13 protein-coding genes and 1 tRNA gene are annotated in these 15,397 nt (G+C 52.3%); 6 read left to right on the top strand and 8 right to left on the bottom strand.

The genetic code is table 11. The features are described from left to right. Positions 1–223 precede the first annotated feature (223 nt). A complete protein-coding gene (locus NC979_RS03475; protein WP_190523749.1) occupies positions 224–1,564 on the top strand; it encodes an FAD-dependent oxidoreductase in 1,341 nt (446 codons plus the stop codon). Positions 1,565–1,769: 205 nt separating this feature from the next. Here the strand turns inward: NC979_RS03475 and NC979_RS03470 are convergent, their stop codons facing one another. Further along, a complete protein-coding gene (locus NC979_RS03470) occupies positions 1,770–2,015 on the bottom strand; it encodes a helix-turn-helix domain-containing protein (protein ID WP_190523747.1) in 246 nt (81 codons plus the stop codon). Positions 2,016–2,107: 92 nt separating this feature from the next. On the opposite strand from NC979_RS03470, the gene NC979_RS03465 reads away from it, so the two are divergent. The 5 genes from NC979_RS03465 to cas12k all read left to right on the top strand — a co-directional run bounded on the left by NC979_RS03465 (position 2,108) and on the right by cas12k (position 7,798). Further along, positions 2,108–2,464 (top strand): hypothetical protein, encoded by a 357-nt coding sequence (locus NC979_RS03465; protein ID WP_190523745.1) that lies wholly within the window; start codon positions 2,108–2,110, stop codon positions 2,462–2,464. Positions 2,465–3,423: 959 nt separating this feature from the next. Further along, positions 3,424–3,954 carry a hypothetical protein gene (locus tag NC979_RS03460; RefSeq protein ID WP_190523742.1) on the top strand — a complete coding sequence of 177 codons (531 nt, stop codon included), beginning with the start codon at positions 3,424–3,426 and terminating at the stop codon, positions 3,952–3,954. Next, entirely contained in the window at positions 3,951–4,595 is a 645-nt protein-coding gene (locus NC979_RS03455; protein ID WP_190523740.1) for a hypothetical protein, read from the top strand. Before NC979_RS03460 ends, NC979_RS03455 begins: the two co-directional genes overlap by 4 nt. 567 nt (positions 4,596–5,162) lie before the next feature. Continuing rightward, positions 5,163–5,582, top strand: a complete 420-nt coding sequence (locus NC979_RS03450) for a Mu transposase C-terminal domain-containing protein (RefSeq protein ID WP_190523738.1) — start codon at positions 5,163–5,165, stop codon at positions 5,580–5,582. Between the two features lie 233 nt (positions 5,583–5,815). Then, the gene (gene cas12k, locus NC979_RS03445) at positions 5,816–7,798 is read left to right on the top strand and encodes a type V CRISPR-associated protein Cas12k (RefSeq protein WP_199309019.1); all 1,983 of its coding nucleotides are present in this window, start codon (positions 5,816–5,818) and stop codon (positions 7,796–7,798) included. 1,235 nt (positions 7,799–9,033) lie between these two features. On the opposite strand, the gene NC979_RS03440 is transcribed toward cas12k, so the two are convergent. From NC979_RS03440 to NC979_RS03410, 7 genes are all read right to left on the bottom strand, one after another. Then, a tRNA-Val gene (locus NC979_RS03440) sits at positions 9,034–9,106 on the bottom strand. Positions 9,107–9,749: 643 nt separating this feature from the next. Beyond that, on the bottom strand, positions 9,750–10,592 hold the full coding sequence (locus NC979_RS03435; protein WP_348253521.1) for a hypothetical protein: 843 nt from the start codon (positions 10,590–10,592) through the stop codon (positions 9,750–9,752). Between the two features lie 44 nt (positions 10,593–10,636). Further along, the gene (locus NC979_RS03430; protein WP_190523731.1) at positions 10,637–11,983 is read right to left on the bottom strand and encodes a glutathionylspermidine synthase family protein; all 1,347 of its coding nucleotides are present in this window, start codon (positions 11,981–11,983) and stop codon (positions 10,637–10,639) included. A 6-nt stretch (positions 11,984–11,989) separates the two neighbouring features. Then, entirely contained in the window at positions 11,990–12,736 is a 747-nt protein-coding gene (locus NC979_RS03425) for a DUF1190 domain-containing protein (protein ID WP_242024187.1), read from the bottom strand. Between the two features lie 117 nt (positions 12,737–12,853). After that, positions 12,854–13,117 (bottom strand): hypothetical protein, encoded by a 264-nt coding sequence (locus NC979_RS03420; protein WP_199309018.1) that lies wholly within the window; start codon positions 13,115–13,117, stop codon positions 12,854–12,856. Positions 13,118–13,132: 15 nt separating this feature from the next. Next, positions 13,133–14,443, bottom strand: a complete 1,311-nt coding sequence (locus tag NC979_RS03415) for an aminopeptidase P N-terminal domain-containing protein (protein WP_190523729.1) — start codon at positions 14,441–14,443, stop codon at positions 13,133–13,135. A 114-nt stretch (positions 14,444–14,557) separates the two neighbouring features. Beyond that, positions 14,558–15,325: an MBL fold metallo-hydrolase gene (locus NC979_RS03410; RefSeq protein WP_190523727.1), complete on the bottom strand. Its 768-nt coding sequence runs from the start codon at positions 15,323–15,325 to the stop codon at positions 14,558–14,560. Positions 15,326–15,397: the final 72 nt, after the last annotated feature.

Raw genomic sequence — 15,397 nt, 5'->3', positions numbered from 1 at the left:
TCTATTGGGCATCGCCACGAACTCACTCTCCTCCTTCCAATTCTTGCCGTGACCAGATCGTAACTATTGACGACGGGGCCGGTTTCTGGGTACCTGTCGTTTTATTCGCCTGGCTTGTGTCTCCCCTCACGAGCAGCTTGTGAGAGTTAAGGAATTTCTACACCGCCTGTAGGATGGGCTTGATATTCTAATCAAGAATCCACCAACGAAAAAGGCTTTGGCTATGAGTAGTGGCACCTCTCCATCACGGGCTGTCGTTATTGGAGGAAGTATCGCTGGGCTCTTAGCTGCTCGGGTACTGTCGGAAACCTTCGACCAGGTGGTTGTCGTTGAGCGGGATCAATTACCACCCACCAGTGCGCCTCGGCGTGGAGTACCCCAGTCAGTTCAGCCTCATGTCCTATTCGTCCGAGGGTACCGTATTCTGCAGGAGCTTTTTCCCGGTATTGAAAAAGACCTAGAACTGGCAGGTGCTGTCTCGATTGATTGGGGCAAAGAATTCCATTACTTCCATCAAGGGGGCTTCAACGCCACTTTTGAGGGGGATTCGAATCTGGTTTCAGTGACGTGTACCCGTCCCCTGCTAGAGACAACTATTCGTCGCTATGTTGCCAAGCTACCCAACGTGGAGTGGCTTGAGAGCAGCCGGGTTTGTGGTCTCCTTGGAGATCCTGATCAAATCAGTGGTATTTGCTACCGCTCTGGCCGCCAGGGGGATGAGCAACAGCTTTCGGCTGCCTTAGTTGTTGATGCCAGCGGACGCAGTACCCGCGCACCCGAGTGGCTTGAAGCTATCGGTGCTCCAGTCCCAGTTGCTACAGTCGTTAATCCATTTGTTGGCTATGCCACGCAACGCCTGCGGATTCCAGAGGCATGGAAAGCAGATTGGAAGGTGCTGCTGATTGCTCAGGAGGCTCCAGACAATTGCCGATTGGGCTACATGGCTCAAGTAGAAGGTGGTGAGCTGATTGCTACTCTGGGCGGTTACAGCAAAGACTATCCACCGTTGGAACCAGATGGCTTTCTTGACTTTGCCTACAGCCTGGCTCATCCAACCTTCTACGAAGCGCTCAAAGCAGCAGAGCCGGTATCCGACATCAAGGCCCATCGGGCAACGGCTAATCGGTTGTTCCACTATGAAAAACTCCAAGTGCCCCATGGCTTTGCGGCCATCGGCGATTCAGTCTGTGCTCTATGTCCCGTCTATGGTCAGGGAATGACCGTTAGTGCCGTATCGGCCATGGAACTGCGGGACTGGCTCCAACAGCAGCCTAGGAGCCACCAGCCTTTAGAGACCTTTCGTTTCCAGCAAAGATTAGCAAAGGTACTGGAATTCCCTTGGGCTGCTGCCACGGGTTCCGACTTACAGTTCCCCTTGACTGAAGGGATCGTGCCGTCTAGTCCAATGGCTGGGCTGTTTCAAGGGTACATAGAAAGAATCATTCAGAAGTCGAAGCAGGAAGGATGGATCCATATTCGGTTTACTGAAGTGGCCCACATGGTGAAGCCACCTACAGCTTTCTTGGAACCGAGGCTGGTCATGAAAGCGCTGAGCCGGGGATAGGGATCTCAGTGTTACTGTGCTTCTGCTTCTGAGACTCTTTAGGAGTGGCTCAAGATCCTATAGCGTCTACGTGGGCTTCTAAAGCATCGCTACGCTACTAGGAATCGAGGCTGCGCTAAGCACTGTCAGCCTTTACTGAAGAGGCAATTCTCCCGACCCTAACCACTCGTAGATGGGAGATCAGTTTGTCGCTTCAGAAGTGGATTTACTCCGCATCCTCAATTCCATAATCAACAAACAGTCTTGAGACCGTGATGTCTAAGGCTCTGGCAAAGTGGTCAATCGATTCAAGGGTCGGATTGCGCTCACCTCGCTCGACGCTCGAAACGTAGGTTCGATTCATACCAGCCCTTTCGGCCAGCGCTTCTTGAGAAATATCTAACTCTCTTCGGCGACGACGAACGGCTTTGCCAAAAAGGACTTTAATATCGGCTTGACTGCTGTTTTCCACAACTCAATATTCATGAGTTGTATCTCATAAGTCTACATTCATCTGGGTACATAATGTATCTTATAAGGTACATTACGTTTGAAGTGTTGTAGATGCGAGGATTTTTAGCGTATCAGAATGCGCTGGATGGGCTGCTAGAGCCATTTTCAGAGTCCTGGCGCGACACGTATCCCAAGGAATGGCCCAAGCAGCGGTTTGATCAAGATGACAAGGTTTGCTGGAAAGCACAGGACTCTGATGGGAGAGAAGTCATTGACCACGGTGTTGTCAAGGGATACGGCATTCGTCCGGTGGAGCACTTTGGGCAATGGCGTTGGAATTACCTGGTTGAGCTGGATAAAACCAGTCCTTCATTAGAACAAATGCGGTACGTGTTGCTATGGCAGGACGACATTCTTGGGCCATGGAGCGTCCTTGTCAGTGTGGAAAAGAGGAACTGTCTTCCCTGACTGTCCCCCTGAGCCCATGCCAGTTGCCTGAGCTATGACGATTAATCTAGGAAAATTACTCAAAGCCAAACTATGACTGTATTTCGTGATTATGAAGCCGCAATTATTGCCTTTAGGAATCCTACTGATTACCTGCCGCAAAGTGGAAAGACACCCACTTGCGATCAGAGGAAATTCGATGTGGGTGAGCAGGTGTGCTGGTATACGACCGGGGCACAGTCTAGAAAGGGTAGAAAATGGGGACGGGTCATCCACTGGGGTTATATCCCTAGAAGCGAGGGTGGACAGGGGGACTGGTGCTACATCGCCACGATACCGGGGAATAAATCCTGCCAGAGGCAGGAACAATACGCTGTCGTTTGGCAAGCTGATTTAATCCATACTCGGTTGATACGGCTCTCCAACCGGCGTGTTCGTCTCCAGAGAGCAGCCGAGTCATGAGGCATCCACGGAGCCTTGGGCAGCAGGAACTCGCTTTACTGAAGTTCTACTCGAAATGCACTCTAAAAATGTCTCCTCAGGAGTTCTACAGCCGCTGGGCTGTCACTCATGCCCAAATGGCTCAGATTTGCGGATGTTCACTGCCGACTGTAGATCGATGGTTTGCTCAAGGAGAAGGCCGTAGGGAGGCAGAACCGTTATATCAGCGACGATTAGCGGAGATGCACTTCTTATTGAAGCACTACGACAAACTGCCTCCTGGATTCAGACGGTACAGAAAATACATTTGTCCACCAGTGGATCAAGATGATGACCTATCACAGTGATAGGTAAAGGGGTTCAAACGCTGAAGACCTGAGTAACTTGAGGCTAGGTCTATCGTGTTACTCCTAGTGATTAGCCTTTCAATTTCACGGCGACAGATTTCGTTATCTCCCACACTGCAAGCCATTGCTAAAGCCTCTGCTAGTCGGCGGGGACTACAGTTACGATTCCAGCAACAACTCAGTCAATGTCTGGTGGACTATAGATCCACGGAGACCCTAGAGCTTCACGAGGATGTGTTGCGAGGGTGTGTTTGGCGGTACTCCGAACAGGTTGTATTTGACCCGTTGGAGGAACTCAACATCTGGTTTACCTATCGCGGCGGGCACTTTCTGGCACCGGGTTACCCGCCTCTGTTCTACAGTCGTAGTGAAAATCATTCTGTATCCCCAAGCAAGACAGCAGTGGCGGGCATTGGGGAGGGGGTTTCTGGATTTCTGGCTCAGCGACTGTATCGCTGCCGTAAGTTAGCCCGCCCTATCCAGGACTATCCAGACATCGTGATGGTCGCACTCGATGGCGCGATCTACCTGGTGGAGTCCAAAGCCTCTACAGGCTCTCTAGTAGCTCTCCAGCGAACCATAGACGAGGAGGTTATCCGCTTGGCCTCTTACACCTCTGCCTGCTCAGAGCTAAACACGCGCTCTATCAGAGGGCTTTTGGTGGCGACAGCCTTTCTGGGCACTAACCAGTACCAAGTTTATCTGACGGAGATTTTGTTATGAAGTTTCTGTACTCCCCTAATGGGGCTTACTTGTTCGATAACCTGATTGACTTGCTACGCAACCAGGAGCGGCATAACAACCTGGTCGTTGATGCTACCTTCAACGAGTTGGTCAAAGAGACCATGCTGGAGAAGGCCCAGTTTGAGAGGCTGACAGATGCAGCTCTGCTCAAAACTTCCTTAGATCTGGTAACTCAGAACCTCGACTCAGAGCTGAAGGCAAGGGGGATAGAGGTCGATTTCAGCTCTTATGTCAAGGACGCTCAGAATAGGCTGAAGTTTGCGGCTAAGGAAATAGCGAGCCTTGCCGCTGCTGCACACGGAGACGCGAACCACCGGCAGGTACCTGAGCCCCTAGTTTCCGCCCAGGGTATTCAGTTTCAGCTTACGTCCTTGGCAATGGGGAGCCAGTTCGATGGGCTGTATGCCTTTGCTGTAGAGACCGCAACATTTGACCTGGAAGCTCTTCAGAAGAAATATGTTGTCGAGGGCGACTGGTTCCCAGCAACAATTACTGAGAATGACTTCCTGTTTATCGTGGACTACAGCTCAGTTCTGGTAAATCTGAGTCATTTGTCGCATGACCACTGGACTGTAGCAAAAGAGAAGTTGGTTGAGATAATGGACTACCTAGGCCCCTGATTGATTATGGTTAGGGTTCTTCTGGGTTTGTAGTTGAGACTACACACAAGAAATGCTTTCCTTCTATGCAAGGGGCTAAAATCCTGTTTGTCATAAGTTCTGCTTATCGACGTATATTCACAAGAGCTTTCAAACCAAATTAGTCCTCTGGCATATTAAATTCCTCCAATGTCGCTTAGAAAGCCTATCATCTTAAGCGTAGACCATCCGATCTATCTCGATCTGAACATTCAGATAGTCAATTTTACCAAGCCAACTAATGATTTAGTGCGGCAGACAGCTTAAGCCAAATCATTCACTGGTAAGCAAAAAATGAAACGAACTTATATCAAGATAGTTGGTCGTTTGGGGAAGCAAACAAATCCTTTAGCTTTGTATACCTATCTATAGTCAATATCCTTGAACTACAGGCTTTTCAGACTTTACGCCAGAATAATCAAGGTCAGTTTTTTAAGCCACTTGCTTTGAGAAATATCCCTCAAGAATATCTTATGATTCCTGCCAATTTCGAGAATCATTTTTTCAGCTAGTGTAGAATCCAACAAAACTGCTGATTTAGGTTTTGCCATGAGCGAACTGTCGCCCAAGCTACCATCGGATGAATCTGTTGATGAAATTCAAGACGAAGTCAAACCCGACGTACCTGATAAGCAAAGTTTTGATTTATGCCTTCTGAAGCAAGAATCGGGGAGAAGGGTACAAAAACCTGGCTTTGTGCAAATTTTTAATCAAATTTATCAGGGAGATTGCCTTTTGGATCCCCAAATAAACAAGGTAAGACTTCGCTATGACCCAAACAACATAACCCATATTCTTGCTTATACGGAAGAAAAGCTAGATGCACCTTCCCGATTTTTGGGTGTCCTTAAAGTCAGAGATATGCAGGAGGAGAAGTTGTCTTTGACAGATCTAAAGTTAAAGCAAAGATTAATTTTTGAAGGACTAAGGCAACTAAGCCTTGTCAGAAGTAGCAGGAGTAATTGCTAACTCCAATTCTCTCCATAGGCTTTTGAAGTTACATGGAAATCGATATCTTTTGCTTTGCTACGGTCGATTCATTGCCTATTCGTAAGGTTGATGACGATCTCCAAAAGTATTTCGTCTTGGAATATCTATCCTCTAAGTTTCAGCGGAGAGTTGGGATTTTTGAGTTTCAAAGGGAAAAGCATCTGCTTAACCACAAAGCGCATTGAGGCAATCTTTCTTCAAGATAGGGTTTCATGGGTGTTATCACAATTCAGTGTCAGTTGACAGCTTTAGTAGCTACCCGACAATATGTCTGGAATTTGATGGCTCATTTCAACACACCATTGGTTTCAGAATTAATGCAGGTTATCCCTCTCCAAACTGAATTCGAAAATTGGAGACAAGCTGGCAAGATTCCTGCTAGGGCAATTCGCGATCTCTGTGCATCCCTCCGGCAAGATGAGCGCTTTTCCGGCCAGCCAGGCCGCTTTTATAGCTCTGCTGCAATGATTGTGGCCTATACCTACGATGCCTGGTTTGCCCTCCAAGCGTCCCGCCAGCAGCGGCTTGATGGTCTCAAACGCTGGATCGACATCCTGAAGAGCGATGCCGATATATTGGAACTATGCAGTTTAGATTGGGACTCCTTTCGGGCCAGCGCAAAGGAAATCTTACAGAGGGTCATAGATCAGCTTCAAGCAGACCAGCCCAAACTTCCTCTGTCTCGTAGAGGCAGCCAACAGCAGCGCGAACGAAGTGACAGAACCGTTTCAAAACGCCAGTTAGTCAATCAGCTCTTTGAGCTTTACGACGAATCCTCCTCTCTGCTAACCCGCTGTGTCGCTGTTCATTTGCTCAAGAATGGCTGTGCAGTGTTAGAAAAACCAGAGAAGCCCGAACGCTATCAGCACATGCTGCTGAGCAAGCAAAAAGCCGCTAAGCGCCTAGAAGAACAGCTGGCAAGCAGACTCCCCAAGGGCCGAGACTTGACCGATAAGACCTTTTTGGAAGCCCTGGAATTACTCACTCACCAGATCCCCAACAGCGCAGCAGAGCTAGCTCAGTGGAAGGCCCAACTGCTAAGGAAACCCAATCCCCTCCCCTATCCCATCTTGTATGGCAGCAATAATGACCTGACCTGGTTTGTGGAAGAAAGACCCCGAGGTAAAGGTAAACCGCCCAAGCAACAAATCTGCGTCAAATTCAACGGGCTGGGCGAACATGTGTTTAAGGTGCAGTGTGATCGCAGACAGCATCATTACTTCCAGCGGTTTGTACAGGATTGGGATGTCTACAAGCGTGGCAAAGGCCCCATCTCCGGCAGCCTTCTCCTCCTCCGTACCGCCAGCCTGCTCTGGAAACCAGCTAACCAGTCATCCCACCAACCTACCGGGAATCCTTGGCAGGATAACTACCTTTACCTCCACTGCCAGATTGATACCCAGCTTTTAACCCGTGAGGGGATCGAGCAGAAGCGGCAGAAAAAACTCAACAGCACTCAAAACCCCAACCTTTACCCACCCGACTCTGCCAGCAAAGTCGCGAAACAACGCCAAGGACATCTAAATCGCCTCCAGCCTATCGAGCAGTATCCTATTCCCCTGCCCAGTCGGGAGCCCCACGAAGGACAACCCCACCTAATCCTAGGCGTCAGCTTTGCCTTGCAGCACCCCGTCACTCTAGCCGTGGTCGATCTACGGAGCAAACAATCCCTCTACTATCGATCAACTCGGCAACTGCTCAAAACCACCAATGCCAAAACCGATCAGTCCCATCTCCTCCGACAGCAAAAGATCCAGCAACAGCGCCATAACCATGAACGCCATAAAGCCCTAAAACGGGAGCACTATGCTCCCTACCAAGAAGCCAACTTAGGCAACTATCTCAATCAAGTCTTGGCTAAACGGGTTGTAGATGCCGCCTACCAAGCCCAGGTGTCGGCTATCGTGCTGCCCGAGACCAGAGGCTTAAGAGACAAACTAGAAGCCCAGCTCCGAGCCCAAGCCGCTATCAAGATTGTCGGTTCGGTAGCGGCCCAAAAGCGCTATGCTCGCGCTGCTAGCCTGCGCTTGCACCACTGGAGCTACAACCAGCTAGCAGAGCTGATCAAAAGCAAAGCTGCCAAGCTGGGCATTCCAGTTGAGGTTGTTCCCGCACTGGTTGCAGACAATCCCCAAGAGACTGCCCGCAATGTTGCTCTATCGGCTTACTACCGCCGTCAGGCAGCAACAAAATAGGTTGCCAGTACTCCTGTACCTAGAAAATGGAATATGATGAACTCTAGCGCCGCAGTTCATGCTTTTCAAAGCCGCTGAACTGTGAAAAATGAGGGTCAGTTTGGCTGTTGTCCAACAGCTTTTCTTTCCGGCCCTGGTAGCTGTCCGCTTCCAACGAGCGCGTTCCGCGACCCCGTCAAAGGATGTACTCTGAAGCCGCTGCCCACCTCAGTTAACTGAGAATGGGTGGTTTGCTAGGTTAGTTGAGTGTTCTCTTCTAATGTAGCTTAGGTGCGCACCCGGCAAAGGAAGTAAAGCCTTCACCTTGTGAGGGTACAGAACCTCTACATCCTTAGTGATGTAGAACAACTGGAGTGGTGGCTACCGAATCGCCTCCGATCAAGGAGGAACCCTCCCCCAATATTTTTTGGCAAACCTAAGCAAGGGTAAAATCCCTAGGGGGTTTGCCAAAGTCCTGAAAGGCTTGTCTAGGCTATCTTCGAAAGATATCTAGCGAGAGCTAGTAGTCTCCAACCTAGTCGGACTAAAGCCACAGAGAGTAGGTTCGCCAAACTAAGCTCTGGAACCTGCTCACATCAAGGATCTTGCGCTGCGGAGTCGCATCAGCCCTCCCAGTTGTGGTTGGGTTGAAAGCTTAACTCCTCAGTAAACACGACCCACCTACACTACCGTCGCATCAGCCCTCCCAGTTGTGGTTGGGTTGAAAGTGAGCATGACGACCCTGCTAGAGCCGCTGGCCGAGATAGTCGCATCAGCCCTCCCAGTTGTGGTTGGGTTGAAAGCTGGAGTTCCGGCAGCGCCGGGATGACTCGGCCCGCTGGTCGCATCAGCCCTCCCAGTTGTGGTTGGGTTGAAAGGGCGCAATAAAGCTGGGCCGTCAGCCTACATTGACAGTAGGACTGTGGTTGCATCAGCTCTCTCAGCAAGGGGTCGCCGCATAAGTTAAGACCATCTAAGACAGAGGAGGGTTGAAAGGAGCGCCTGCCTTACAACAATAAGGGCTACGCCAACTCGTTCATAATTTGGATGGGTAAATAGCTGAACGATCTATTTTCAAGAGATGGATCCAAATCTAAATTGGATTCATCTTCAGGAGCAATTAGCGACATCTAATTTGCGAAGCGCAGTTCTGTCTATCTCGATAGAGAATTTCTGCCAAAACGACACGATTGTGCGAAAAACGACATCAATCTGCGAATCGCGACATTTAGCGTGCGAACGTACAACAACAGATATGGGCGATACTGGACTCGAACCAGTGACATCCTGCTTGTAAGGCAGGCGCTCTACCAACTGAGCTAATCGCCCGTTTTGCATTTGCAGTTTCATATCTTAGCAGAGGATAGGAACGTTTCAACCCTTTTTGTGAAATCTGGTCGATTGGATGCGGTCACACCGCATGGACTAGAGCTGGACTATTCTGTTAAGCCCCGTGCTCCTACCTGTATCAAAGTCACTTTAAGGCTCAAGACCAAAGCAGTTCTGAAGCTCGTTGCAGTAAGGCAGGGGGCAGTCCCCAAGCGAACTGCTGTCTACAGCCTCAGAGGAGCGGTGTTGGTTCAGACTTGAGCCACAGGCTACTACGAGCGTCTATTGGGTTAGGACACGTCGATGTGGGGCGTTGCAGTGCAACGCCCCTACCCGAGAATTTTGGTTGTCAAAGTGTCCTAATTAAATCAACTGCTGCAATAGGATGGCGGAGATTAGTAACGGTGCTGTTTTGTACGGGACGGGGCACTGTGGCAAGGCTGAAAGCCGTGGGGGTGCTGGAATCGAGACGATGACTGAGAGCAATAACTGATGGCAATGACCGCTAGCCCAGCGAATAAACATTCGATTGGCTGAGTGCGCCACGACCCACTCGGTGATGAGAAGAGAACCCAGCATCGCTGCCCCTAGATGCAAAGCAGCAGGCCCCGCCGCAAACAAGCTGGCCCACGAGGTGAAACGACTAGCTAACAGCAGCGGCATGACGCCGAGTTGCGGCGTCGAAGATTGGTACCAAGCTATGCCCCTCTGGTACCCACTGCCAGAGCTCTTTCAGTTCTTTTGACGTGGGTTGCTGGCCCAACCCTAGGCGGGCCAAGATAACGCGAATAATGACCTGGTTAAAGTGCTTGGGAAATCGATACTGCTCCTGGGCGTGATCTAGAAAAAAAGTTTTGTAGTAGGTCTTTAGGCTACCTTCCAGCTGGGAAATTTGCTCTAGAAAGGCCCTAACGTCCCTCAGCCGATGCTGGTGATGGGCCAACAGCAGTTCAGCCGCGTTGTTGAAATGCATACCCTCGTCTTTGACCAGATGGTGGCCGATCTTCTGAATAGTTGGCCCGAAATGTTGATAATATTCGGCCAAATCTCGTCGGTAGGAGTAGACGGAGCCAATTTCATCAAACATCAACGTCACCAGCAGCGTAAATTCGTCTTGCAGGGTGATTTGCAACGGATCAAAGTCATGAACCCGTTCTGAGAAACAGCGATCCATGTCAACAAAACTTACCCCTGACAGGCAGTGATAGGTGCGTCGCAGGGCTTCGTAATGTTTAAGTTCATCGGCCAGCCAGAGCCTCAGCATGGCTAGAAAGTCTGCTGACATTTCTGCTTGGCGCGACATCACATAGTCGTACAACGACTGGGAGTCTCCTTCTGAATAGACGTCTCGGCTGAGCAAGCTGCAAAAGTTTTGCCAAACCCCGTTGGGGGCATGAGCAAAATACTGTTCTGGAATGGAGTGATCGAAAGGGAGAATCTGATCTAGAACCCAATGGTTTTGCCCCAGTTTGGGCCTGCGTGCCAATACCATCGACCTCACCCGTAAAAAAACTGTAGCCTGTCCTCGCTCTAAATACCGGCAATATAGAGCCCATCATCGGAGACAATGTGGGGAATGATCAGGCAGTGGCGTCCTGTGATGCGCGAGGTGTCTCCGCGCAGGATGATGCCCGCTGCCTCGCCGTTGATGACCCAGCTACCGACCATGTAGTGGTAGCCAAAGGCCTGGGGAAGTTCGATATAGTCTTGAATGACAAACCCTTCTGAACCGTAGCCTAGGGTGTCCCGTTTCTCCAGTTCACCGACCCCCGTTTCAATTGAGGTACCCACCCCCTCTAGCCCCAGCATGGGCTTTTTGACGTGCATCTCCAACATCAGCTTTGTGGCCTCAGGGGAAATGTCGCTGTCGAAGTAGGTTGCTAACAAATAGGGGCTATAGTCAGAGGCTTTGAACTGGTCCCACATTAGGGCCATGGCCCCTTTATTAGAGAGCACCTGCTTCCAGAGGGGTTCGATCACCTTGATATCTCCAGCCTCTAGACGATTAGCCAGAACAGGGGTTGCTTGAGCGTTGGCCATATCGTTTTGAATGTCAGACCAGTCGTAGATTTTCCACAGCACTGGAATGCGATCGTTCACGTGATCGACGAAATAGCCTTCTTCATCTAGCCCCAGCCCCCGCTGCACCTCTTGGCCCTGCTCATCTTGGAGGCCCCGTAGGTAGACAATTTGGGTGTAGATGTCGCTATCCACCTCGTCGTGGAGGATCTGGATCAGCTGCATGGCCATTTCTAGATCTTCCTCTAGGTTCTCATCGACTAGGAAGGAGATGCCCGTTTGGCGCAGGTTGTAGGCCTCAGCGATGCGCCGCCATTGACCAGCTACCATGTCCCAAAACTCGTTGAACTGGCTGGCGTCGTTGGGTAGGGGAAATGAGCCAGTTTGGTGGTTGCGCTTGTAGTCGACCAACCAGTTCCACTGATAAATAGTTTCTGCCCCCAGCAGCGGCGTTTCACCGTTGATTTCGATCAGTTTGATTTGACCGTCTTCGGTAACCACCAGATCAAATCGAGTGCAGAGGGAGAGGTCTTCTACTGGGTCGGTGCGGTCCCAGCTAGCCTTGATCGCTGGCCAGTAATCGGGACGAATTTGTAAGCTGGCTAAACGCTGATCGACATCCCCCGGCTCGTGGTCGGTGAAGAACCAGTCTAAAAACTCTACGCACATCTGCCACAATTGCTCGGTGGCAGATGCGATCGCAGTTTCTTCCTGCGTATCAAACTGGAGAGCAAAGGGCTGGGGCAGGGCCTCGACCCAATATTGCTGCTTTGGGTCGCTCAATACCTCAGTTTGGTATGCGTTGGCTTGGATGTGCTGCTGCCAGTTGCGACGTCGAACTACCTTGAAGGGTTTCATAAGCGACTACTTTCCACCCCTACCCGTACTTTTGAAGGTTGAGCCAAATCCCTGGCTGCTGCGACCGGTAATGGTGCCCCTAGCTGCGGTGCCGGTGGGTCGTTGGGGGGCGACTACACTGGTGTGGCGCGGCACCGACACCGGCCCGGGGCTGGTTTGGGGAACGGTGCGTCCGAGGGGGGTAACTACCTGCCCGGGCTGACTGCTGCGGAAGACGGTGTGGGGTTGATAGACGCTGCGGTTGGTGCCACCAAAATTGAGATAGACAAAGCTGGGAGAACTATAGGGGTAGAGAAAGGTGCCGCCATAGGCCGGCCGGTAGCCACTAGTTTCAGCGTTGGCGGGCGTGGTTTCACACTGTACCCCTTCGGCCTGGCAGTCTGCCAGGCTGGAATAGACCGGAGCGGTGCGATCGTGTTCCTGCTGAGCGGCCTGCATCTGTGGTGCGCAGTCCTCAACCTTCATCACGGGGGGAGTGGGGGGCTGAGCCAGTTGATTCTGCTGATGGGCCTCAAGTAAGACCTGATATTCTTGCTGCTGTTTGGTAATGTCGGCTTCGCATTGCTCCGTGGTTTCGTAAAACACCGCCGGAATCGCCTCCTCAGCGTTTTGGTCGCTGATAGTGGAGCTGCTGTTGTCGCACCCAGCCAGCAGAGAAGCAAACACCGCCGCCAAAGCTAGACTGCTGTGGAGTTGCTGTCGATAGATAAAGTGGGTTTGCAGAGGCTGGGAATTTGGTTTTGGATATGCCATTAGAGTCTTGCTAAAGCCGTGAGCCCTCATCGAGCTTTCCCACTATAGCCAGCTCATTTAGGGGAATCGGATAATAACAAATTCCCGCAACAAACCTAAAAAGTTAGTTCGATCGCCCTAACGCTTACCGTTAAAGTACTGATACCACACCCAGTTACCCGCTACTGTCAGCGCTAGGGTTATGCCACCCCCGACCCAGCCCAGGGTCGGGTTGTAGCCGCTGCGGGCGAGATTTGTCATCCACAAATGGGTGAGATCGCTGCCCACCAGCCCATCGGCGATCGCCGGGAAGAGATACATCATGGCCGCTCCCACCAGCAGCCAACCCACCATGGAGACTAGGAGGAAGACCGTTTTTGCGGTTGATTGAGTGCCAATCATGGTTTCACAAAGTCCTCAACGTTCCATATCTTTTAGTGTTTTGGGCACCGCAGCGGTTAGAACCTCGCAGCCGGTTTCGTTCACCAACACGTCGTCTTCGATGCGAATGCCGATGCCTCGCCAGCGATCGTCGATCTGGGGCTGCCCCTCTACCGGCTCATAGGTGGGGGAAATGTAGATACCCGGCTCGACCGTGACCACGTTGCCGACCTCAAACGGCTGCCAGGTCTTATCGGGATTGCGCAAAATGCCCGCGTCATGCACGTCTAGCCCCAAGAAGTGGCCAGTGCCGTGCATAAAGAAGGCCTTGTGCTTCTTCTCTTCGACCAGGGTGTCCACGTTGCCCGCCAGCAAGCCTAGTTCCACTAGCCCCTCGGTAATGGTGCGGGTAGCGGCATCGTGGAATTCGTTGAAGGGGGCACCGGGTTTAACGGCGGCGATCGCCCGCAGCTGCGCCTCCAGCACCAGCTCATACAAAATTCGCTGCTCATCGCTAAAGCGCCCCCCCACCGGAAAGGTGCGGGTAATGTCAGCGTTGTAGTAGTCGTAGGCGCAGCCCGCGTCGATCAGCAGCAGGTCGCCCTCCTGCATCTGGCAGTTGTTCTCGACGTAGTGCAGAATGCAGGCGTTGGCCCCCGAGGCCACAATCGAGGTGTAGGCTGGCCCCATCGCCCCCTCCAGACGAAAGATGTGCTCCATCTCCGCCTGAATTTCGTACTCAAAGCGACCGGGGCGGGTGATGTCGCGGGCGTGGTTGTGGGCTTTGGCGGCGATCGCGATCGCCCTTCTCAACAGATCCAACTCCTCTGCTGACTTCACCCGCCGCAGGGCCTGCATCATTAGGCTGGCGTCTTCGATGGCGACCGGGCCGGTACCGCGCTTGTAGTAGGTGGCCAGCAGCCGCTGCCAGTGGCGCATTACCTGGTTATTCAAAGCTTGGTCATGGCCAAAGTGGTAGTAAAGGCGATCGGCCTTTTCTAAATACTTGGGCAGGTGCTCGTCGAGCTCGCCAATGGGGTAGACCTCATCGGCCCCAAAGCGCTCCTTGGCCAGATCTACCCCGACTCGGTAGCCCGACCAGGTTTCTTTTTCAGGATCCTTAGGGCGCACAAACAGCACAAACCTGTGCTCATCGTGGTGGGGAGCCAGCACGGCCACCGCGCCCGGCTCGTTGAATCCCGTCAGGTAGTAAAAATTGCTGTCCTGACGAAAGGGGTAGTCTACGTCGTTGTGCATCACCGCCGGAGGGGCGCTGGCAAAAACGGCCGTGCCGCCACCAATGAGGTCCATGGCGCGCTGACGACGGTGGGCGTAGGAGGAGGTCATGGCGGAGGGTCGATGGGTGAAAGGGTCGATGGGTGGAAGGGGTTAGGTAAAGGCTTAGGGGAAAACCTACACCCTGTACCTGATACCTTAAACCCCTACGTCCTTAATAGCAGCCTACGCTCTAGGGTACTGATAAACCTGAATCCGCGTTCCCTGACTGGGCAAGTCGCTGGGGCGCAAGCTCAAGGAACCGTTGGCGGCACGGGTGACTGGAGTGCCCTGCATCAGACTCAGAAACTCGTCCACGGGGGAAAGTTCGCAGCTTTCGCCAGCAACCGTCGTCAAATAGTGGGTCGGAATCGCAATTTTGGGCTTTAGCACCTGCACGGCTTGCACCGCCTCGGCAGGGGTGTAGGCCTTGGGGCCACCGCCCACGGGTACCAGCATAATATCTGGGCGGCCTAGCAAAATCTGCTCCTCTACCCCCAGCGGTGCAGCGGCTCCGCCCATGTGGACGATGGTGACGCCGCCCTGGGTCCATTTCCAGACAGTGTTGTTGCCAAAGCGCCGCCCGCCCTGGCGATCGTGGGGGGTAAGAATGCCCTGCACTCTCAGGTTCTCAAAGTCATAGATGCCGGGGTCGGTGAGCACGCGAGGCTCATTGGGAAGGTCCTCCAGATAGCCTTCGTCAAACAGGCGGCTGCTGATCATGACCAGGTCGGCAGGCACGGCCGGGGAGGGGAAGCCAGCAGTGCAGCCAATGCGGCGAAAGGGGTTGACCAAAATGCGTCGCCCGCCGCCGGTGAAGAGAAAGGCCGTATGGCCCAGGCTGCGAATGGTGATGCCTGCGGTCTGAGCCTGGGCTGCGGAGCCAACTAGCCCTAGCCCCAGGGTGGCACCCAACCCTGCCCCTGCATAACCCAGTAGTTGTCGCCGTTTCATTGCACTCTCACTCCCGCACGTATAGCTTTGGCTAGCCTAGTGTAGACCGCAACCCGCCGGTTTATTGCCTCA

Source organism: Leptolyngbya subtilissima AS-A7 (assembly GCF_039962255.1).
Taxonomy (GTDB): Bacteria; Cyanobacteriota; Cyanobacteriia; order Phormidesmidales; family Phormidesmidaceae; genus Nodosilinea.
The sequence above is the reverse complement of the archived record's forward strand: the minus strand, read 5'-3'. Positions and strand labels throughout refer to the sequence as shown.